This window comes from Halogranum gelatinilyticum (genome assembly GCF_900103715.1).
In the GTDB taxonomy this organism is placed as follows: Archaea; Halobacteriota; Halobacteria; order Halobacteriales; family Haloferacaceae; genus Halogranum; species Halogranum gelatinilyticum.
This window is the reverse complement of sequence record NZ_FNHL01000001.1, coordinates 874636-890987: the sequence shown is the minus strand read 5'-3', so window position 1 is coordinate 890987 and position 16352 is coordinate 874636. Positions and strand designations below refer to the sequence as shown.

At 67.2% G+C, this 16352-nt stretch carries 16 protein-coding genes; 11 read left to right on the top strand and 5 right to left on the bottom strand.

Annotated elements, in window-relative coordinates:
• The first annotated feature begins 112 nt into the window (after positions 1-112).
• Positions 113-751 carry an FAD-dependent oxidoreductase gene (locus BLR57_RS04585; protein ID WP_089694588.1) on the top strand — a complete coding sequence of 213 codons (639 nt, stop codon included), beginning with the start codon at positions 113-115 and terminating at the stop codon, positions 749-751.
• A gap of 52 nt (positions 752-803) precedes the next feature.
• Here BLR57_RS04585 and BLR57_RS04580 read toward each other — a convergent pair whose 3' ends face one another.
• A complete protein-coding gene (locus tag BLR57_RS04580; protein WP_089694585.1) occupies positions 804-989 on the bottom strand; it encodes a hypothetical protein in 186 nt (61 codons plus the stop codon).
• A gap of 97 nt (positions 990-1086) precedes the next feature.
• Here BLR57_RS04580 and BLR57_RS04575 point away from each other — a divergent pair, with 97 nt between their 5' ends.
• The 6 genes from BLR57_RS04575 to BLR57_RS04550 all read left to right on the top strand — a co-directional run bounded on the left by BLR57_RS04575 (position 1087) and on the right by BLR57_RS04550 (position 8031).
• Positions 1087-2787 carry an acyl-CoA mutase large subunit family protein gene (locus tag BLR57_RS04575; RefSeq protein ID WP_089694583.1) on the top strand — a complete coding sequence of 567 codons (1701 nt, stop codon included), beginning with the start codon at positions 1087-1089 and terminating at the stop codon, positions 2785-2787.
• 238 nt (positions 2788-3025) lie between these two features.
• A complete protein-coding gene (locus BLR57_RS04570; protein WP_089695523.1) occupies positions 3026-3301 on the top strand; it encodes a winged helix-turn-helix domain-containing protein in 276 nt (91 codons plus the stop codon).
• Between the two features lie 204 nt (positions 3302-3505).
• Positions 3506-5491 (top strand): acetate--CoA ligase, encoded by a 1986-nt coding sequence (acs, locus tag BLR57_RS04565; protein ID WP_089694581.1) that lies wholly within the window; start codon positions 3506-3508, stop codon positions 5489-5491.
• A 155-nt stretch (positions 5492-5646) separates the two neighbouring features.
• A complete protein-coding gene (locus tag BLR57_RS04560; protein WP_089694579.1) occupies positions 5647-6090 on the top strand; it encodes a DUF4212 domain-containing protein in 444 nt (147 codons plus the stop codon).
• The gene (locus BLR57_RS04555) at positions 6087-7766 is read left to right on the top strand and encodes a sodium:solute symporter family transporter (RefSeq protein ID WP_089694577.1); all 1680 of its coding nucleotides are present in this window, start codon (positions 6087-6089) and stop codon (positions 7764-7766) included. Before BLR57_RS04560 ends, BLR57_RS04555 begins: the two co-directional genes overlap by 4 nt.
• Positions 7767-7815: 49 nt before the next feature.
• Entirely contained in the window at positions 7816-8031 is a 216-nt protein-coding gene (locus BLR57_RS04550) for a DUF8119 family protein (protein ID WP_089694575.1), read from the top strand.
• An 86-nt stretch (positions 8032-8117) separates the two neighbouring features.
• On the opposite strand, the gene BLR57_RS04545 is transcribed toward BLR57_RS04550, so the two are convergent.
• Positions 8118-9623 carry a sodium:solute symporter family transporter gene (locus tag BLR57_RS04545; RefSeq protein WP_089694573.1) on the bottom strand — a complete coding sequence of 502 codons (1506 nt, stop codon included), beginning with the start codon at positions 9621-9623 and terminating at the stop codon, positions 8118-8120.
• A 74-nt stretch (positions 9624-9697) separates the two neighbouring features.
• Positions 9698-9946 (bottom strand): DUF7576 family protein, encoded by a 249-nt coding sequence (locus tag BLR57_RS04540; protein WP_089694571.1) that lies wholly within the window; start codon positions 9944-9946, stop codon positions 9698-9700.
• Positions 9947-10126: 180 nt separating this feature from the next.
• Between BLR57_RS04540 and BLR57_RS04535 the strand changes: the two genes are divergently transcribed.
• A complete protein-coding gene (locus BLR57_RS04535) occupies positions 10127-11737 on the top strand; it encodes a long-chain-fatty-acid--CoA ligase (RefSeq protein WP_089694569.1) in 1611 nt (536 codons plus the stop codon).
• Positions 11738-11743: 6 nt separating this feature from the next.
• Here BLR57_RS04535 and BLR57_RS04530 read toward each other — a convergent pair whose 3' ends face one another.
• Positions 11744-13033, bottom strand: a complete 1290-nt coding sequence (locus tag BLR57_RS04530) for a nucleotide-binding protein (protein ID WP_089694567.1) — start codon at positions 13031-13033, stop codon at positions 11744-11746.
• Positions 13034-13177: 144 nt separating this feature from the next.
• Here BLR57_RS04530 and BLR57_RS04525 point away from each other — a divergent pair, with 144 nt between their 5' ends.
• Genes BLR57_RS04525 through BLR57_RS04515 form a run of 3 tightly spaced genes read left to right on the top strand, consistent with a single transcriptional unit; the run spans position 13178 to position 15256 of the window.
• Positions 13178-14344 carry a thiolase domain-containing protein gene (locus tag BLR57_RS04525; protein ID WP_089694565.1) on the top strand — a complete coding sequence of 389 codons (1167 nt, stop codon included), beginning with the start codon at positions 13178-13180 and terminating at the stop codon, positions 14342-14344.
• Positions 14345-14378: 34 nt separating this feature from the next.
• On the top strand, positions 14379-14753 hold the full coding sequence (locus BLR57_RS04520) for a Zn-ribbon domain-containing OB-fold protein (protein ID WP_089695519.1): 375 nt from the start codon (positions 14379-14381) through the stop codon (positions 14751-14753).
• 56 nt (positions 14754-14809) lie between these two features.
• Positions 14810-15256 carry a hypothetical protein gene (locus BLR57_RS04515; protein WP_089694563.1) on the top strand — a complete coding sequence of 149 codons (447 nt, stop codon included), beginning with the start codon at positions 14810-14812 and terminating at the stop codon, positions 15254-15256.
• A gap of 33 nt (positions 15257-15289) precedes the next feature.
• On the opposite strand, the gene BLR57_RS04510 is transcribed toward BLR57_RS04515, so the two are convergent.
• Positions 15290-16222 (bottom strand): alpha/beta fold hydrolase, encoded by a 933-nt coding sequence (locus BLR57_RS04510; protein ID WP_089694561.1) that lies wholly within the window; start codon positions 16220-16222, stop codon positions 15290-15292.
• Positions 16223-16352: the final 130 nt, after the last annotated feature.

Sequence of the window (16352 nt, the reverse complement as noted above, 5' to 3'; positions counted from 1 at the left end):
CGGTTAGTGTCTGTTTGACCAGTGCCCATTTTGCCGCTATTCCCGACGACGGACCGTGAGACACCGGGACACGATGGGAAGGTCCTTCTGTCGCCGACGAGAACTGCCGGCCATGGACGCCACAGTCACTGTCGCCGCCGCGCAGTCGGTCGGCACCGACACGGTTGCCATCGAGTTCGAGTCGCCCGACGGCTTCGAGGCCGAACCCGGCCAGTTCGTCAAACTCTCGACCACCATCGACGGCGAGGGCTACGCCCGCTTCTACACGCTCTCCTCGCCCACCGTCTCCGACACCTTCGAGGTCACCGTCGGCATCGACTCCGCGGAGGGCGGTCCGTTCAGTGGATTCCTCGCCGACCTCAGCGCGGGCGACGAGGTCGAGATGTCCGGCCCCTACGGTTCGGACCACTACGAGGGCGAGGCCCGCGTCGTCGTCCTCGCGGGCGGTCCCGGCGTCGGTCCCGCCGTCGCCATCGCCGAGCGCGCGCTGGCCGACGGCAACGAGGCCGCCGTCGTCTACCAGGACGACGACCCGGCCCACGAGGAACGGCTGACCGCACTCGAAGCCGCCGACGCCGACGTAGTCGTCACTGACGGCGACATCGCCGACGCCGTCGCCGACGCCCTCACCGGTGCAGACGGCGAGCAGGTGTTCGTCTACGGCTTCGCCGCCTTCGTCGACGAGGCGGTCGAGGCCATCGAGGCCGCTGGCGGCGACGTCGACGCCGCGAAGATCGAGAACTTCGGCTAACTCACCGACCCGTCGAGACGAGCCCGTCGCCGATGCACGCCCCGATTTCTTTTCATTCTCCGCGTCGGAGCGCGAGGACCGCTCCGATGGCGACGAGCGTGAGACCAGCGACGAGACCTGCCGCGAGTGCCGCACGGCCGTCGAGGACGAGCAGTGCCGTCGTCACCAGGCCGAGCGCGACGGGGACGACGACGCCGAACAGTGCCGTCTCGCTACCGAGCAGCCGTCCGTCCGTCATCGTCCACGTGTAGTCGCTCGACGGCCGAAAACGTGACGTCCGAGCCACGCGGTCTCCGACCAGAATCCTTAATCAATAGTCCGGCAAAACTTGCACCATGTACGACGAGGACGACCTCGCGGCAATACGCGAGGCCAGAGACGAGTGGGAGTCCGAGACCCGTGACCCGCTGCTCGACCGCCACGGCGAGCGCAAGGACCGCTTCGCCACCGTCTCGAACCTCGAGATCGACGACCTCTACACGCCCGACGACGTCGCCGACCTCGACTACGAGGAGGACCTCGGCTTCCCCGGCGAGTTCCCCTACACGCGCGGGGTGTATCCAACGATGTACCGCGGCCGGACGTGGACCATGCGGCAGTTCGCCGGCTTCGGGACCGCTGAAGAGACCAACGACCGGTTCCACTTCCTCGTCGAAAACGGCCAGACCGGGCTGTCGACGGCGTTCGACATGCCCTCGCTGATGGGCAAGGACTCCGACGACCCGCTCTCGGACGGCGAGGTCGGCAAGGAGGGCGTTGCCGTCGACACCCTGCGCGACATGGAGATCCTCTTCGACGGCATCGACATCGGCGAGGTCACCACGTCCTTCACCATCAACCCCTCCGCGCCCGTCGTCTACGCCATGTACGTCGCGCTCGCCGACCAGCGCGGCGTCCCCCGCGAGCAGATCGGCGGCACCTTCCAGAACGACATGCTGAAGGAGTTCATCGCCCAGAAGGAGTGGGTCATCCCGCCGGAACCGTCGCTGAAGCTCGTCACCGACACCGTCGAGTTCGCGGCCGAAGAGACCCCGCGCATCCGCCCCATCTCCGTCTCGGGCTACCACATCCGCGAGGCCGGGTCGACGGCCGTCCAGGAACTCGCGTTCACCCTCGCCGACGGCTTCGCCTACGTCGAGGACGCCGTCGACCGCGGGCTCGACGTCGACGAGTTCGCCCCGCAGCTCTCCTTCTTCTTCAACTCGCACAACTCCATCTTCGAGGAGGTCGCCAAGTTCCGGGCCGCCCGCCGCATCTACGCTCGCGTGATGGACGAGTGGTACGGTGCCGAGGACGAACGGTCGAAGCAGTTGAAGTTCCACACGCAGACGGCGGGCCAGTCGCTGACCGCCCAACAGCCGCTGAACAACATCGTCCGCGTGACGATTCAGGCACTCGCGGGCGTCCTCGGCGGCACCCAGTCGCTCCACACCAACTCCTTCGACGAGGCGATGGCACTCCCCTCCGAGGAGGCTGTGCGGGTGGCCCTCCGGACCCAGCAGATCATCGCCGACGAGTCCGGCGCGGCCGACAGTGTCGACCCGCTGGCCGGGAGTTTCATGGTCGAGTCACTCACCGACGAGGTCGAGGCCGAGGCGATGGCCTACATCGAGGAGATCAGAGAGATGGGAGACGGCTCCGTCCGCGACGGCGTCCTCCACGGCATCGACGAGGGCTACTTCCACCGCGAGATTCAGGAGGCTTCATACGAGTACCAGACGCGCGTGGAGGACGGCGAGGAGACCGTCGTCGGCGTCAACAAGTACACCGTCGACGAGGACACCCAGCCCGACCTCCTGCACGTCTCCGACGAGGTGCAGGAACGGCAGCTCGCCCGACTCGACGAGGTCAAAGCCGAGCGCGACGACGCGGCCGTCGAGGCCGCCCTCGACGAACTCCGCGAGACCATCGAGGCCGAGGAGAACGTCATGCCCGTCCTCGTCGACGCCGTGAAGGCGTACGTCACGATGGGCGAGATCATGGACGTCTTCGAGGAGCAGTTCGGGGCGTACCGCGAGACGATCCGGCTGACGTAGGCGAGTTTACACGGTCCAGCCGTGCAGTGTCGTTAGTGTCGGTGTCGGTGTCGGTATCAGTCACCGAAGACCGATGCTAGCGACGAACCTTCGGAGCACCTTCCCGAGTCCGGGCGAACTCTCGGCCGACTGTCGACCACGCTCGGTGAAACGTGACGGAGATGTGCCGCGGTTTCGTCCCTTTCGCACGCTTCACGTGTCGATGCACTTACGGTCGTGGTGGGGGTCATGAGACATGATGGAGGGGGTGTTGTGGTACGTGCTCACGGGAACTCGCGGCGGGGAGAACCGTGTCCGTATCATGCGTGCCATCGACGACCGCCCTCGCAACGCGAACCAACTCGCCGACGCGCTTGACCTCGACTACACCACCATCCGCCACCATCTCGACGTCCTGATGGACAACAACATGGTCGACCGGCAGGGCGACAACTACGGGGCCATCTACCTCCCGTCGGGACAGGTCCGCTCACACTGGGAGACCGTCGAGGACATCATCGAGCGTATCGACTGACCCACCTGGAACCATTCGCTTTCTCTCCGGACGGGCCGACAGCCCTCGCCTTGTCGCAATCCGGTCGCCCGTCCCCGAGATTTCGACCGTCTTGGGAGGATTTTCCCCTCATTGTTTGTCGGGGTAAATAACTCCTGTCATCGGGACACTCTGGGGCGATTCAAATAAGTTTATCATGTATGATTCGGTTAGTTAGCACGACTTATGGCAGAAGGTGACGCAGAACTCGAAGCACGGCTGGCTGAACAGGAGGCTTTCGAGCCCTCTGATGACTTCGTTGCGCAGGCGAACGTCACCGACGAAGGAATCTACGAGGAGTTCGAGGAGAACTGGCCGGAGTGTTGGGACCGTGCCGGTGACCTGCTCGACTGGGACTCCGAGTACACCCAGACGCTCGACGACTCGAACCCGCCGTTCTACAAGTGGTTCTCGGACGGCACCCTCAACGCCTCGTACAACTGTATCGACCGCCACATCGAGAACGGCGAGAAGAACCGGGTCGCCATCAAGTGGGAGGGCGAACTCGGCGACACGCGCACGTACACCTATCAAGACCTCTATCGCGAGGTAAACGAGTTCGCGGCCGCGCTCCGCGACCTCGGCGTCGAGGAGGACGACGTCGTCACGCTGTATATGCCGATGGTGCCGGAACTCCCCATCGCTATGCTTGCGTGTGCCCGTCTCGGCGCCCCGCACTCGGTCGTCTTCGCGGGCTTTTCGGCGGAGGCACTGGCGACTCGGATGCAGTCCGCGGACTCGGAGTATCTCGTCACGTGTGACGGCTACTACCGCCGCGGCGACGCACTCGACCATCTCGAGAAGGCCAACGAGGGGCTGGAGAGCGTCGACCACGACACCGAGACCGTCGTCGTCGACCGCCTCGGCGACGCGGGCCACGGCCACAGCCTCACGGAGAACCAGTACGACTACGACGAACTCGTCGCCGAACAGAGCGGCAACCGCATCGAACCCGTCGAGCGCGGAGCCGAGGACATGCTCTTCTTGATGTATACCTCGGGGACCACGGGCCAGCCGAAGGGGGTCAAACACACCACCGGCGGCTATCTCGCCTACGCGGCGTGGACGGCCCACTCGGTCCTCGACATCGAAAAGGAGGACACCTACTGGTGTGCGGCCGACATCGGCTGGATCACCGGCCACTCCTACATCGTCTACGGGCCGCTCGCGCTCGGGACGACGACGGTGATGTACGAGGGGACGCCCGACTATCCGGAGCGCGACCGTCTCTGGGAACTCATCGAGAAGTACAGCGTCGACATCTTCTACACCGCGCCAACGGCCATCCGCGCGTTCATGAAGTGGGGCAGCAAGTTCCCCGAGAGTCGGGACCTCTCGTCGCTGCGGCTGCTCGGGACGGTCGGCGAACCCATCAACCCGCGCGCGTGGAAGTGGTACTACAAGCACATCGGCGACGAGGACTGTCCGGTCGTCGACACCTGGTGGCAGACCGAGACGGGTGGGATGATGATCACGACCCTGCCCGGTATCGGGACGATGAAACCCGGCTCTGCGGGACCGCCGCTGCCCGGCATCGACGCCAACATCGTCGACACGAACGGTGAGAAGGTCGAGGCCGGCCGCGCGGGCTATCTCACGGTCAACAAGCCGTGGCCCGGAATGCTCCGGACGCTCTACAAGAACGACGAGCGGTTCATCAACGAGTACTGGGCGGAGTACTCCGACCTCGACAGCGACGACGCCGACGACTGGGTCTACTTCCCGGAGGACGGCGCGAAGATCGACGACGACGACTACATCACCATCCTCGGCCGCGTCGACGACGTCATCAACGTCTCCGGCCACCGGCTGGGGACGATGGAGATCGAGTCAGCCATCGTCGGCGTCGAGGGCGTCGCCGAGGCCGCCGTCGTCGGCGGCAACCACGACGTGAAGGGCGAGGCGGTCTACGCCTACGTCATCCTCGAAGACGGCTACGAGGGCTCCGACGAGATGAGCCAACGCATCGTCGAGGGCGTCGAGGACGGTATCGGTCCCATCGCCCGGCCCGAACAGGTCATCTTCACGCCCGAGCTGCCGAAGACGCGCTCGGGGAAGATCATGCGTCGCCTTCTCGAAGAGATCGCTAACGGCGAGGAGGAACTCGGCGACACGACCACGCTGCGTAACCCCGAAATCGTCGCAGACATTCAGCAGAAGGTCCAGAAGTAGCGACTCGGACGGTCCGACCTCGGCGCGCGTCCGGTTTCGGCGCGCTCGACGCGGGACCCGTCACGGGGCTTCAGTCCCGACAGATCACAACGTACAACGACGAAGTCGAGTCTCCCAACGAACTCACACACAGGACGGATTCCAAACTCAAACCAATGGCAGACAACGACACACACGATTCGGCAGCAGAGAAAGAGACTGCACCGGACGGTGGCGCGCTCACGCAGGCTGCGCGCGACCACCGAAACACCGACTATCTCGACCGGGAGGTGAACCTCCTTCGGCCGAGCACGCCGTTCATGCGTGACCACCTTCGCGTCATCTGGACGGGCTTCGCCCTCTGGGCGGTCATCGTCTTCGGGCCGGTGACGGCGACGGCGCTCGTCCCCGGCGTGATGACGACGCAACTGCCCGTCATCGGCTTCCCGCTGCACTACTTCCTCGTCGCAATCGGTGCACCGGGCGGCGCGCTGGTCTTGTCGCTGTGGTACGCGCGCAAGCGCGACCAGCTCGACCAGAAGTACGGTATCGACCACACGCAGACGGCGGCCGAGGCGAGCGGAGCCGCGGCCGCGGCTGACGGAGGTGTCGAACAGTGACGCTGGAACTGCTCCTTCAGACCGGACTGCTCCCCGAGGGGCTGAACGTCTCGTTCAAGCTCCTCCCGGCAATCCTGGTCGCCGGGATGCTGGCACTGTTCCTCGGTATCGGCTACGCCTTCCGCGTCGCCGACACCGAAGGGATGTGGGTCGCCGGTCGTTCCATCGGTAACGTCGAGAACGGGATGGCCATCGGCGCGAACTGGATGTCCGCCGCCTCGTATCTCGGGATGGCGGCACTCATCGCGCTGTCGGGCTTCTACGGGCTCGCGTTCGTCGTCGGCTGGTCGACGGGCTACTTCATCCTGCTCATCTTCCTGGCCGCGCAGATGCGGCGGTTCGGGAAGTACACGGCCCCCGACTTCGTCGGAGACCGCTTCAACTCCGACGCCGCCCGCGCCATCGCCGCGGTGACGACGTTCCTCATCGGCTTCGTCTACGCCATCGGCCAGGCCCGCGGGATGGGTCTCGTCGGTCTCTACATCTTCGGCGACATCGGTCTGCCGGGGCTGAGCGGCTACCAGTCGATGGTCGTCCTGATGATGACCATCACCGTCGGCTATCTGACGCTCTCGGGGATGCTCGGCGCGACGAAGAACATGGCCGTCCAGTACGTCATCCTCATCTTCGCGTTCCTGGTCGGTCTCTACGTCGTCGGCTTCTCGCAGGGCTACTCGACGGTCCTGCCGCAGATCGAGTACGGCCAGATGATAAGCACCCTCGGCGCGGAGTTCAGCCAACCCTTCGTCAACGGGGGCTACTATCTGTGGATCGCGACGGCCTTCTCGCTCGTCGTGGGGACTTGTGGACTTCCGCACGTCCTCGTGCGGTTCTACACCGTCGAGAGCGAGCGGACCGCCCGCTGGTCGACGGTCTGGGGACTGTTCTTCATCTGTCTCCTGTACTTCTCGGCACCGGCGTTCGCCGCGTTCGGGACCGACCTCTACGCGCAGAACATCGGTGCGGTGTACGGCGACCCCGGCATGACCAGTGCGGCCGGTGACGTCATCGTCGTGCTCGCCGCACAGCTCGCGAACCTGCCGCAGTGGTTCGTCGGCTTCGTCGCCGCGGGTGGTATCGCGGCGGCCATCGCGACGACCGCGGGGCTGTTCATCGCCGGCTCCTCGGCCATCTCGCACGACATCTACGCGAACATCATCACCGACGACGCGACCCAGCGCGAGCAGGTCCTCGTCGGTCGGCTGAGCATCATCGCGCTCGGCGTCATCACGACGCTCGCCGCGCTCGACCCGGCGGCACCCATCGCCGCGCTCGTCTCCTACGCGTTCTCGCTCGCCGGTGCGGTGCTGTTCCCGATGTTCTTCCTCGGTCTCTGGTGGGAGAACACGAACCGTCAGGGCGCGCTGGCCGGGATGACGACCGGTCTCGTCGTCTGGCTGATTCCGATGATCAACGAGGTCCTGCCGGTCTACGTCGGTACGGGCGAGCCCTACTCGGCCGCGCTGGCCCAGTGGCTGCCCGCCATCGGCTCGGCGCTCGTCGCCGTCCCCATCGTCTTCGCGGTCACCATCGGCGTCTCGATGGCGACCGAGGAGCCGGACATGGAAACCAAGCGGCTGGTCCGGCAGTGTCACAGCCCGGAACCGATGTCGAAGATGCAGTCCGCCGAAGAGGTCGCCGCGACCGACGGCGGGCAGTCGCCCGCGGACGACTGACCATGACACACGACCCTCGCCCAGATAGAGAAAGCCGCCGAGGTGGCGCGTGAGCCGCCTCGAAGCCATCGGCGAGCACGTCCGCGAGCACCGCTCGGGGATGGTCGTCGACCTGGTGTTCGCGATGGCGTGGGTCGCGGTCGTCTCGCTCGTCTTCGAAGTCGTCGACGGGCCGCAGTGGGCCTACTACTTCACCATGGCCTGCGGCGTCCTCGCCTACTACGGCTTCTTCTGGTCGCTCGACGTCGCCGAGGGGCGGACGTAACTGCCCCACCGGCCCCATTGCCGGGCCGCGTCGTCGTCGACAGCGACCCATTATTCATCTACACTCACAGCGACCGCGCCGCCGACTCAGTCGTCGGCGACGGCCGCCCCGTCTGCGGTCTCGCTCGACTGGTCGAGCCGTCCCACCTCGTCGCCGAGGCGGTCCAGGTCGTACCGGTCGTCGCCGACGCGCGTCGAGAGTGCCGCCAGCCCACAGGAGAGTCCGGCTGCCGAGAGGAACGACACGAAGAACGACGGTGCCGGGAGGAACGAGGGGGCGAGCACGCCGCGGGCGGGCGGGAAGAACGCGAGACCGACGACGAGTCCGACGGTGCTGGCGGCGAGGACGCCGCCGGAGCGCGCGCGCTCGGAGTAGAGTCCGAGGAGCAGCGGCCCGAAGGTCGCCGCCGCCAGCAGGTCGGCGAGGAGAAACAGCGTCAGGACGCTGTAGCCCTGCGCGCCGACGACGATGGCACCGAGCGCGACAACGCCCGTGAAGCCGCGGGCGACGAGCAGCAGGCCGTCCGGGGAGACGTCGGCGACGCGAGGCAGGTCGGTCGTGACGACGCTCGCGATGGCGTTGAACAGCGTGTCGGCACTGGAGACGACGAGCAGGAGCGCGAGCAGGGCGAAGACGAACGTCACCCACTCGGGGAGCAGCTGTTCGACGACGAGAAAGAGCGCGACGCTCGCATCCGCGGAACTCTCGACCAGCCCGCGGCCCGCCGCGACGGGACCGAACAAGCCGACGACGAGGACCATCGGAAGGACCAGAAGGGCGGCCAGCCGGAACGACCGCGTGACGGTCGCGTCGTCGCGACCGGCGTAGACCCGCTGCCACCACGCCTGGTTCAGGAGTTCCGCGCCGAGAATCGCGACGGCGACGTAGACGCCGAACTCCAGGCCGGGGAGGTAGCCGAGCGAGAGCAGTTCGGGACGGGTCGCCGTCACCGAGCGCGCGGCCGCCGTCGGCCCGCCGAGCGCGACGAGCGCGACCGCGACACCGACGAAGAACAGCGGGAGGATGACGAGCGTTTGGAGTCGGTCAGTGACGATGCTCGCGCGGAGGCCGCCGTAGGCGGTGTAGGCGAGGACGGTCACGCCGACGAGCGTCGCGGTCTGCCAGCCGGGAACGCCCGCGAGCCGCTCCATCACGAGCGCGATACCGGTGAACTCGGCGGCGAGGAAGATGAACATATACGCGACCGAGACGACGAGGACGTAGCCCGCCATCGCCGGGCCGTAGCGCGCGGCGGCGTACTCGGTCAGCGAGTGGCCGCGGGGGAGGAGTCGCCGGATCCGCGGGCCGAGCGAGGCGTAGACGGCGAGCGGGAGTGCCGAGCCGACGGCGTAGCCGACGACGGCCGTCACGCCGCCGAAGGCCGCGCCCGCCTCGGCGGGGCTGAAGAGGATCCACGCGCCCATGCTCGACGCGACGACCGTCGCGGTGAGCGTGCCGGTCGCCGCGCTGTCGCGGGCGGTGATGAAGTCCTCGACGGAGCCGACCCGCCCACGGCTGTACCACGCCCCGACGGCCGCGAACCCGACGAGGACGAGCGCGCCGACGCCGAGGAGGGCTGCTGTGCTTACCACGGTCTGTCACCACTGAGAGCCATGGCTGTCTCACCGTGGCTGACTGAGTAATAGTTTGTGGTAGTAGCCAGTAATTAGTCGACGAGCCACTCGTCCAGACAGGGCTGGCCGCAGAGATGGTGTCGTTCGGCGTTCCGTCCCGGCTTTCGCGTGAGCGTCACGAGCAGATGCTTCTCGCGCAACTGGAGTTCGTCGCCGCAGTTGCTGCAGTCACCCTGTCGTTCGCCGTCGACGTCCCACCGTTGGTGGGGGGCGACGCGCTCGACGGTCGTCTCCTGGTCGTAGCCGCGCGGCGTCCGGCCGGTGTACTCCGAGAGTGCCATATCCGGGAATCGACCCGGAGCAGTATGATATTTTCCTGAGTAGTGCTACAGAGAAATATAGTCCGTCCGGACGGATTTCTGGAGTATTGAGCACTCGGGAGCCATCAGACAGCCACCGGTTCGCGTGGCTTTTGCCACCATCCGGCAACCTATATCATGAACCTTCATCAAGAATACTGCATGGAGAAACCCCTCCTCGTGACCGAGTTTCTGGACAGAGCGCGGCGACACTACGGCGACAAAGAGGCGGTGTTGGCGACGACGGGCGAACGGTACACGTACGACGAGTTGGGCGAGCGCGCCGACGGCTTCGCGGCGGCTCTGCAGGCGCGCGGCATCGGGAAGGGCGATCGGGTGGCCGTCTTGGACCCGAACACCCACTACCATCTCGAAGCCGCCTACGGCGCGATGCAGGTCGGGGCGGTCCACACCCCGCTGAACTACCGACTCGTGCCCAAGGACTTCGAGTATATCCTGAACGACGCGGGGGTGACGGCCATCTACGCCGACCACGAACTGGCGGAGAAAATCGAGGCGGTCCGCGACGACGTGCCGACGGAGGTGTTCATCACCAACGACGTCGACGCCGTCGAGGGACAGTGGGAGTCCTTCGACGATATCGTCGCCGAGTCGACCGACTACGAGCGGCCGGAGATGGCCGAAGACGAGGTCATCACCATCAACTACACGTCGGGGACGACCGGCGACCCGAAGGGTGTCTGCCGCACCCACCGGACGGAGACGCTCCACGCCTATCTCATCACGGCCCACCAGGAGATCAGTGACGACGACGTCTATCTCTGGACGCTGCCGATGTTCCACGTCAACGGCTGGGGCCACATCTACGCGATCACCGGCAACGGGGCGCGACATATCTGCACCCGCGGCATCGACGCGGGCGAGATATTCGAGCGGATTCAAACGGAGGACGTCTCGTACTTCTGTGCCGCCCCGACGGTGCTCAACATGCTCGGGGAGTACCACGAGGAGCACGAACCGGCCACTGTCGGCGCGAACCCCGTCCGGGTCGCGACGGCTGGAGCCGCACCGCCGGAGGCGACCATCCGCACCGTCGAAGACGAGTTCGGCTGGTATCTCAAACACGTCTACGGCGCGACGGAGACGGGGCCGCTCATCACGACGTCCGACGCCCGACGCTTCTTCGACCAGGAGAGTCCGGACCGCTTTGCGGTGAAGAAGAGCCAGGGCATCGGCTATCTCGGCACCGAAGTCCGCGTCGTCGACGACGACGGCGAGGACGTCGCCCGCGACGGGGCGACCGTCGGCGAAATCGTCGTCCGCGGTAACCAGGTGATGGACGGCTACTGGGAGAAACCCGAGGCGACGGCGGAGGCCTTCGACGACCGCGTGGAGGGCTACTACCACATGGGCGACCTCGCGACCGTCGACGAGGACGGCTTCATCACCATCCAAGACCGCAAGAAGGACATTATCATCTCCGGCGGCGAGAACATCTCCAGCATCGAACTGGAGGACACCCTGTTCGAACACGAGGCGGTTGCCGACGTCGCCGTGATTCCGGTGCCCTCGGAGAAGTGGGGCGAGACGCCGAAGGCGTTCCTCGTGCCCGCCAACGGCGACCCCGAGAACCCCGGCGTCACCGCCGAGGAGATCAAAGACTTCTGCCGCGAACGCATCGCCTCCTACAAGGTGCCCGGCGAGGTCGCGTTCGTCGCCGAGTTGCCGAAGACGGCGACCGGGAAGATTCAGAAGTACGAACTGCGCGAGCAGGAGTGGGAGGGCGAAGAGCGACTCGTCGGCGAGGGATAGCCGGAGTCAGAACGACTGCCGGACGCTCTGGAGCACCGCACCGACGCGGGTCCGAAGCCCACCGTCCGCCGTGTTCCGGTCCGTCTCGTCGCTCGGCTCTCCTTTTCCGCCTGTTCCGTCGCTCGGCTCTCCTTTTCCGCCTGTTCCGTCGCTCGACTGTACGGCCGTCGGCGACGGTGCGGACTGGTCGGGTCGCGCCGTCTCGTTGGCCTGCGCCGTCTCGTTGGACTGTGTCGAGTCGTCAGACTGCGTCGGCTCGTCGGGCTGCGTCGAGCCGGTGTCTGCCGCCGACGCGGGTCGCTCGTCCGGCTCCCGCGTGTCGGTTTCGTCCTCCACCGAGTCGGGGGCGTCAGTTTCGCCTCCCGTCGAATCGGAGCCGTCGGTCTCGTCCCCTGCCGAGTCGGGGTCGTCGGTCTCGCTCGTCGCCGTCGCGGTCGCTGTGGCGGCAGCGGTGTCGGTATCGCCTGCCTCCGGCGACTCGCCCTCGGGGAAGACGAACCCGCCGCGGTGTCGGGCGGTCTCCTGTCGGACGCGGACGGCGTTCGAGGCGAGTTCGCCGCGGTCGGCGGCGACCGCATCACGCCGGGCGAGTCGCCCCGCGATGGCGACGTAGGCCGCCGCCGCCTCGCTGTCGGGAGCCTCCGCCACGACCGGCCGTCCGGCGTCCTGCGACGCAGGCACCGACTCGTCCTCGGGGACGTGGCCGAACATCGGCACGTCGAGGAAGTCGGCGATGCGGTCGACCGGCGGCGAGTTACCCGTCCCCGACCGGACGAAGACGACGCCCGCGACGGTGCCACCGACGCGGGCGGCGAGCTGTTTCGTCTTCTCGGCGTCGCGGACCGAGGCGACGCGTGGCGAGGAGACGAGCAGTGTCTCGTCGGCCAGTGCGAGCGGTAAGAGCGTCTCGTGGCTCAGCCCCGCGCCGGTGTCGAGCAGGACGACCTCGTACTCCTCGCGCAGCGTGAGAAGCACGTCGCCGACGCCGTCGACGTCCGTCTTCGCGAAGCCGTCGAGGGTCGTCCCGCTCGGGACGACGCTGAACCCGCCGGGTGCGTCGTAGACGGCGTCGGCGACGGCGGCGTCGCCCGCGAGCACGTCGTGGACGGTCGTATCGGTCTCCGGGTCGACGTCGAGTGCGAGAAAGTCTGCGAAGTTCGCCATCGCGAGATCCAGTTCCACGACGACGACCGAGCGACCGGCGGCGGCGAGTGCCGCTCCGAGGTTGAGACTCGTCGTCGTCTTGCCGACGCCCCCCTTCGCGCCCGCGACGGCGTACACACGTCCCGTTGCCATAGCTCCGTATCACGAGAAGACCATTTAAAAATATGCCACGATCTGTTTCTCCAGAGAGACGACGTGCCGACGGATCGTCGCCGCGACGGGACTGACCGGCTCATCCGGCAAGTCTATACGCAACTCTCACATTGTCGTTCGTGTATGACTGGCGTACGAGTCGCCGGGGTCGGTCTGACCCATTTCGGGAGTCACCCCGACCGGACGGGCCGTGACCTCTTCGCCGAGGCCGCACTCGCGGCTCGCGAGGACGCAGGCGTCCCCCGCGACCACATCGAACAGCTGAACTACGGCAACTTCATGGGCGCAATCGCCGAGCGGCAGGGCCACCAGGGACCGCTCATGGCGGAGGCGGCGGGTCTCGGCTGCCCGGCCACCCGCTACGAACAGGCCTGTGCCTCCGCGGGCGTCGCCGCCCGCGAGGCCGTCCGGAGCATCCGCTCGGGCGAGAACGACGTGGTACTCGCCGGTGGGATGGAGCGGATGACCAACCTCGACACCGACGGCGCGACCGAGGCACTCGCCATCGCCGCCGACGAACTCCACGAGGTCCGCTCGGGCGTCACCTTCCCCGGTGCCTACGCGCTCATGGCGAAGGCGTACTTCTCGCAGTACGGCGGCGAGCGCGAGGACCTCGCGCACATCGCGGTCAAGAACCACGCCAACGCCCTCGACAACGAGTACGCACAGTTCCAGAAGGAGATCACCGTCGAACAGGCACTCGACGCCCCCATCGTCGCCGAGCCGCTGGGACTCTACGACGCTTGCCCCATCACCGACGGCGCGAGCGCGCTCGTCCTCGTCAGCGACGACTACGCGGAGGAACACGGTCTCGACGCGCCCGTCTCCATCACGGGGACGGGGCAGGGCGGCGACAAGATGGCGTTGCAGGACCGCGACTATCTCGCCCGGACGCCCGCCGCGACGGAGGCGGCCGAGGAGGCCTACGCCGACGCCGGTGTCGGTCCCGAGGACATCGAAGTCGCGGAGGTCCACGACTGCTTCACCATCGCGGAGGTGCTCGCGCTCGAATCGCTCGGCTTCTACGAACCAGGCGAGGGAATCGGCGCGGCCCGCCGCGGCGAGACCACCATCGACGGCGACCGCCCTATCAACCTCTCGGGCGGCTTGAAGGCGAAGGGCCACCCCGTCGGCGCGACGGGCGGCAGCCAGCTCGTCGAAATGACCCGACTGCTGCGCGGCGACCATCCCAACAGCGACGCCGTTTCGGACGCCCGCGTCGGTCTCACCCACAACGCGGGTGGCACCGTCGCGAGTGCGGTCGTTCACGTCTTGGAGGTGGGCCGATGACGGAGCGGCGATTCACTGCCGCGGAGGTATGCAGATGACCGACGCTGGCTACGACGACTGGCTCGACGCGATCGACGCTGGCGACGGCTTCTATCTCGCCTGCGAGGCTGGCCACGGCTCGCTGCCGCCCCGACGGGTCTGTCCGCACTGCGGCTCGCCAGAGCTCTCGGAGGAACCGCTGCCGGAGACCGGAGAGGTCGAGACGTACACCGTCGTCCACGTCCCGCCGCCGAACTTCGCGCACGAAGCACCGTATGCGACGGTCATCGCGGACTTCGGCGGCGTCCGGCTGACCGGCGTCCTCGGCAGCGACGCCGTCGACGACGTCGAAGTCGGCTCGGCGGTCGAAGCCGGGGCCGCGGCCAACGAGGCCGACGACAGCCGGATGGTCCGGTTCAGTCTGCGCTGAGCGAGACGCTCGGCCGACGAACACTTTTGTTCAGGGCGCGCGAACTCCGTCCGAAGATGCCCCTCCAACAGCTACGCGAGCGCGACCCCCGGCTCGTCGCCCTCGACGTCGCCGAGACCGTCGCACTCGTGCTCGTTCCCGCCGCCGTCGTCGGTCTCGGGTTTGCACTCGTCGGCGACACCAGCGGGCTCGTCATTGGGCTGTTCGTCGGCGGTCTCCTCGGCGCGGTGCTGGCGAGAGCGCGGTGGCTGCTTCGGGCGGTCCGCACCGACGACGGCATCCGGCGCGAGCCACGGCCGACGCCGACGCCGGAGGTTGCTCGAATCGACTACGACGAGCGGTACGACACGTTGCTCGCCGTCGCGCTCGCGCTCGTTGGTCTCGCCGCGGCCGTCGCGTTCCTGTCGGGCAGCCTCTCCAGCGACGTGAGACTCTGGGCCGTCGTCGTCGGCGTGTTGTCGTGGACCTGCCTGTTGGCACTCGTCGGCGTCAAGTCGGCCTGACCGAGAGCAAAACAGCTGCGAGTTCTCCGAAGGTTACGCCGCGTCGGCCGCGAGTTCCTCGCGCACTGTGTCGAGGAAGGCACCCGGATGCTCGACGTGCGGGAGCAGTTTCGCGTCGTCGAAGACGACGAGCCGCGCGTCGGCTTCGTCGGCGAGTTTCCGCCCGTCGGACAGCGGCGTGATGTCGGCCTCGCGGCCCCAGACGAGCGTGACCGGGACGTCGAGCGCGGCGAGCGTCTCGCCGAGGTCGATCTCGGAGTTGAGATAGCCGCTAATGAACGAGGCGGGCGCGAAGCGGGCGTTCGGCTGGTGGGCGGTGCGCCACTCGTAATCCATCCAGTCGTCGGTCACCGAATCCATGTCGTAGTAGCCGTGGTCGGCGTTGAAGTAGCGGATCGACGGCTTCGACGTGATGGCGTTGAACAGCAGGTCGCCGACGACGGGCGCGCGGACGAGTTCGCGGACTGCCTGGTTCGGGTCGGGACCGCCGCGGGCGGTCGGACAGACGAGGACGAGCCGCGAGAGGTCGAGTCGGTTGGCGACGGCGACGACGTAGGCACTCGTCAGCGACGAGGCGAGGACGCGCGGCGAGTCGAACTCGCCGAGGAAGTCGGCGACGAAGTCCTCGTAGAGTGCCGCGGAGTAGCGAAGCGGCGGCCGGTCGGACAGACCGAAGCCGGGGAGGTCGGGGGCGACGACGTGGTACTCGTCGGCGAGTGCCGAGAAGACCTCGCGGAACTCGCCGCTGGAGCCAGCGGCGTTGATGCCGTGGAGGAGGACGAGGTCCGGGTCGTCGGGGTCACCCGCCTCCGTGTAGGCGACGTCCATCCCGCGCCAGCGGTAGGTCCGCTGTTCACCGGCGAGGGGTGCTTCGAGTTCGCCCGCCCGGCCGTGGAGGGCGCGGTTGGCGAGTGCGGTCGCTCCGACACCTGCGAGTGCAAGACCGGCTGCTCGGCGGAGGTTCATACGTCCATCTGAGGAACTCCATGGTTAAAGGCGCACCTGTCAGCGGCCGGTCCCGTCTCGGATTCCGACTGGTCTCGGTCGCCAATTGGCGGCAGCCTCGGCCGTTGGGGGTCGTCCCACCGCCGCGGCC

Coding starts and splice junctions, on each gene's coding strand:
- BLR57_RS04585 (WP_089694588.1), top strand. CDS start 113: ATGGACGCCACAGTCACTGTCGCCGCCGCGCAGTCGGTCGGCACCGAC.
- BLR57_RS04580 (WP_089694585.1), bottom strand. CDS start 989: ATGACGGACGGACGGCTGCTCGGTAGCGAGACGGCACTGTTCGGCGTC.
- BLR57_RS04575 (WP_089694583.1), top strand. CDS start 1,087: ATGTACGACGAGGACGACCTCGCGGCAATACGCGAGGCCAGAGACGAG.
- BLR57_RS04570 (WP_089695523.1), top strand. CDS start 3,026: ATGGAGGGGGTGTTGTGGTACGTGCTCACGGGAACTCGCGGCGGGGAG.
- acs (WP_089694581.1), top strand. CDS start 3,506: ATGGCAGAAGGTGACGCAGAACTCGAAGCACGGCTGGCTGAACAGGAG.
- BLR57_RS04560 (WP_089694579.1), top strand. CDS start 5,647: ATGGCAGACAACGACACACACGATTCGGCAGCAGAGAAAGAGACTGCA.
- BLR57_RS04540 (WP_089694571.1), bottom strand. CDS start 9,946: ATGGCACTCTCGGAGTACACCGGCCGGACGCCGCGCGGCTACGACCAG.
- BLR57_RS04535 (WP_089694569.1), top strand. CDS start 10,127: ATGGAGAAACCCCTCCTCGTGACCGAGTTTCTGGACAGAGCGCGGCGA.
- BLR57_RS04530 (WP_089694567.1), bottom strand. CDS start 13,033: ATGGCAACGGGACGTGTGTACGCCGTCGCGGGCGCGAAGGGGGGCGTC.
- BLR57_RS04525 (WP_089694565.1), top strand. CDS start 13,178: ATGACTGGCGTACGAGTCGCCGGGGTCGGTCTGACCCATTTCGGGAGT.
- BLR57_RS04520 (WP_089695519.1), top strand. CDS start 14,379: ATGACCGACGCTGGCTACGACGACTGGCTCGACGCGATCGACGCTGGC.
- BLR57_RS04515 (WP_089694563.1), top strand. CDS start 14,810: ATGCCCCTCCAACAGCTACGCGAGCGCGACCCCCGGCTCGTCGCCCTC.
- BLR57_RS04510 (WP_089694561.1), bottom strand. CDS start 16,222: ATGAACCTCCGCCGAGCAGCCGGTCTTGCACTCGCAGGTGTCGGAGCG.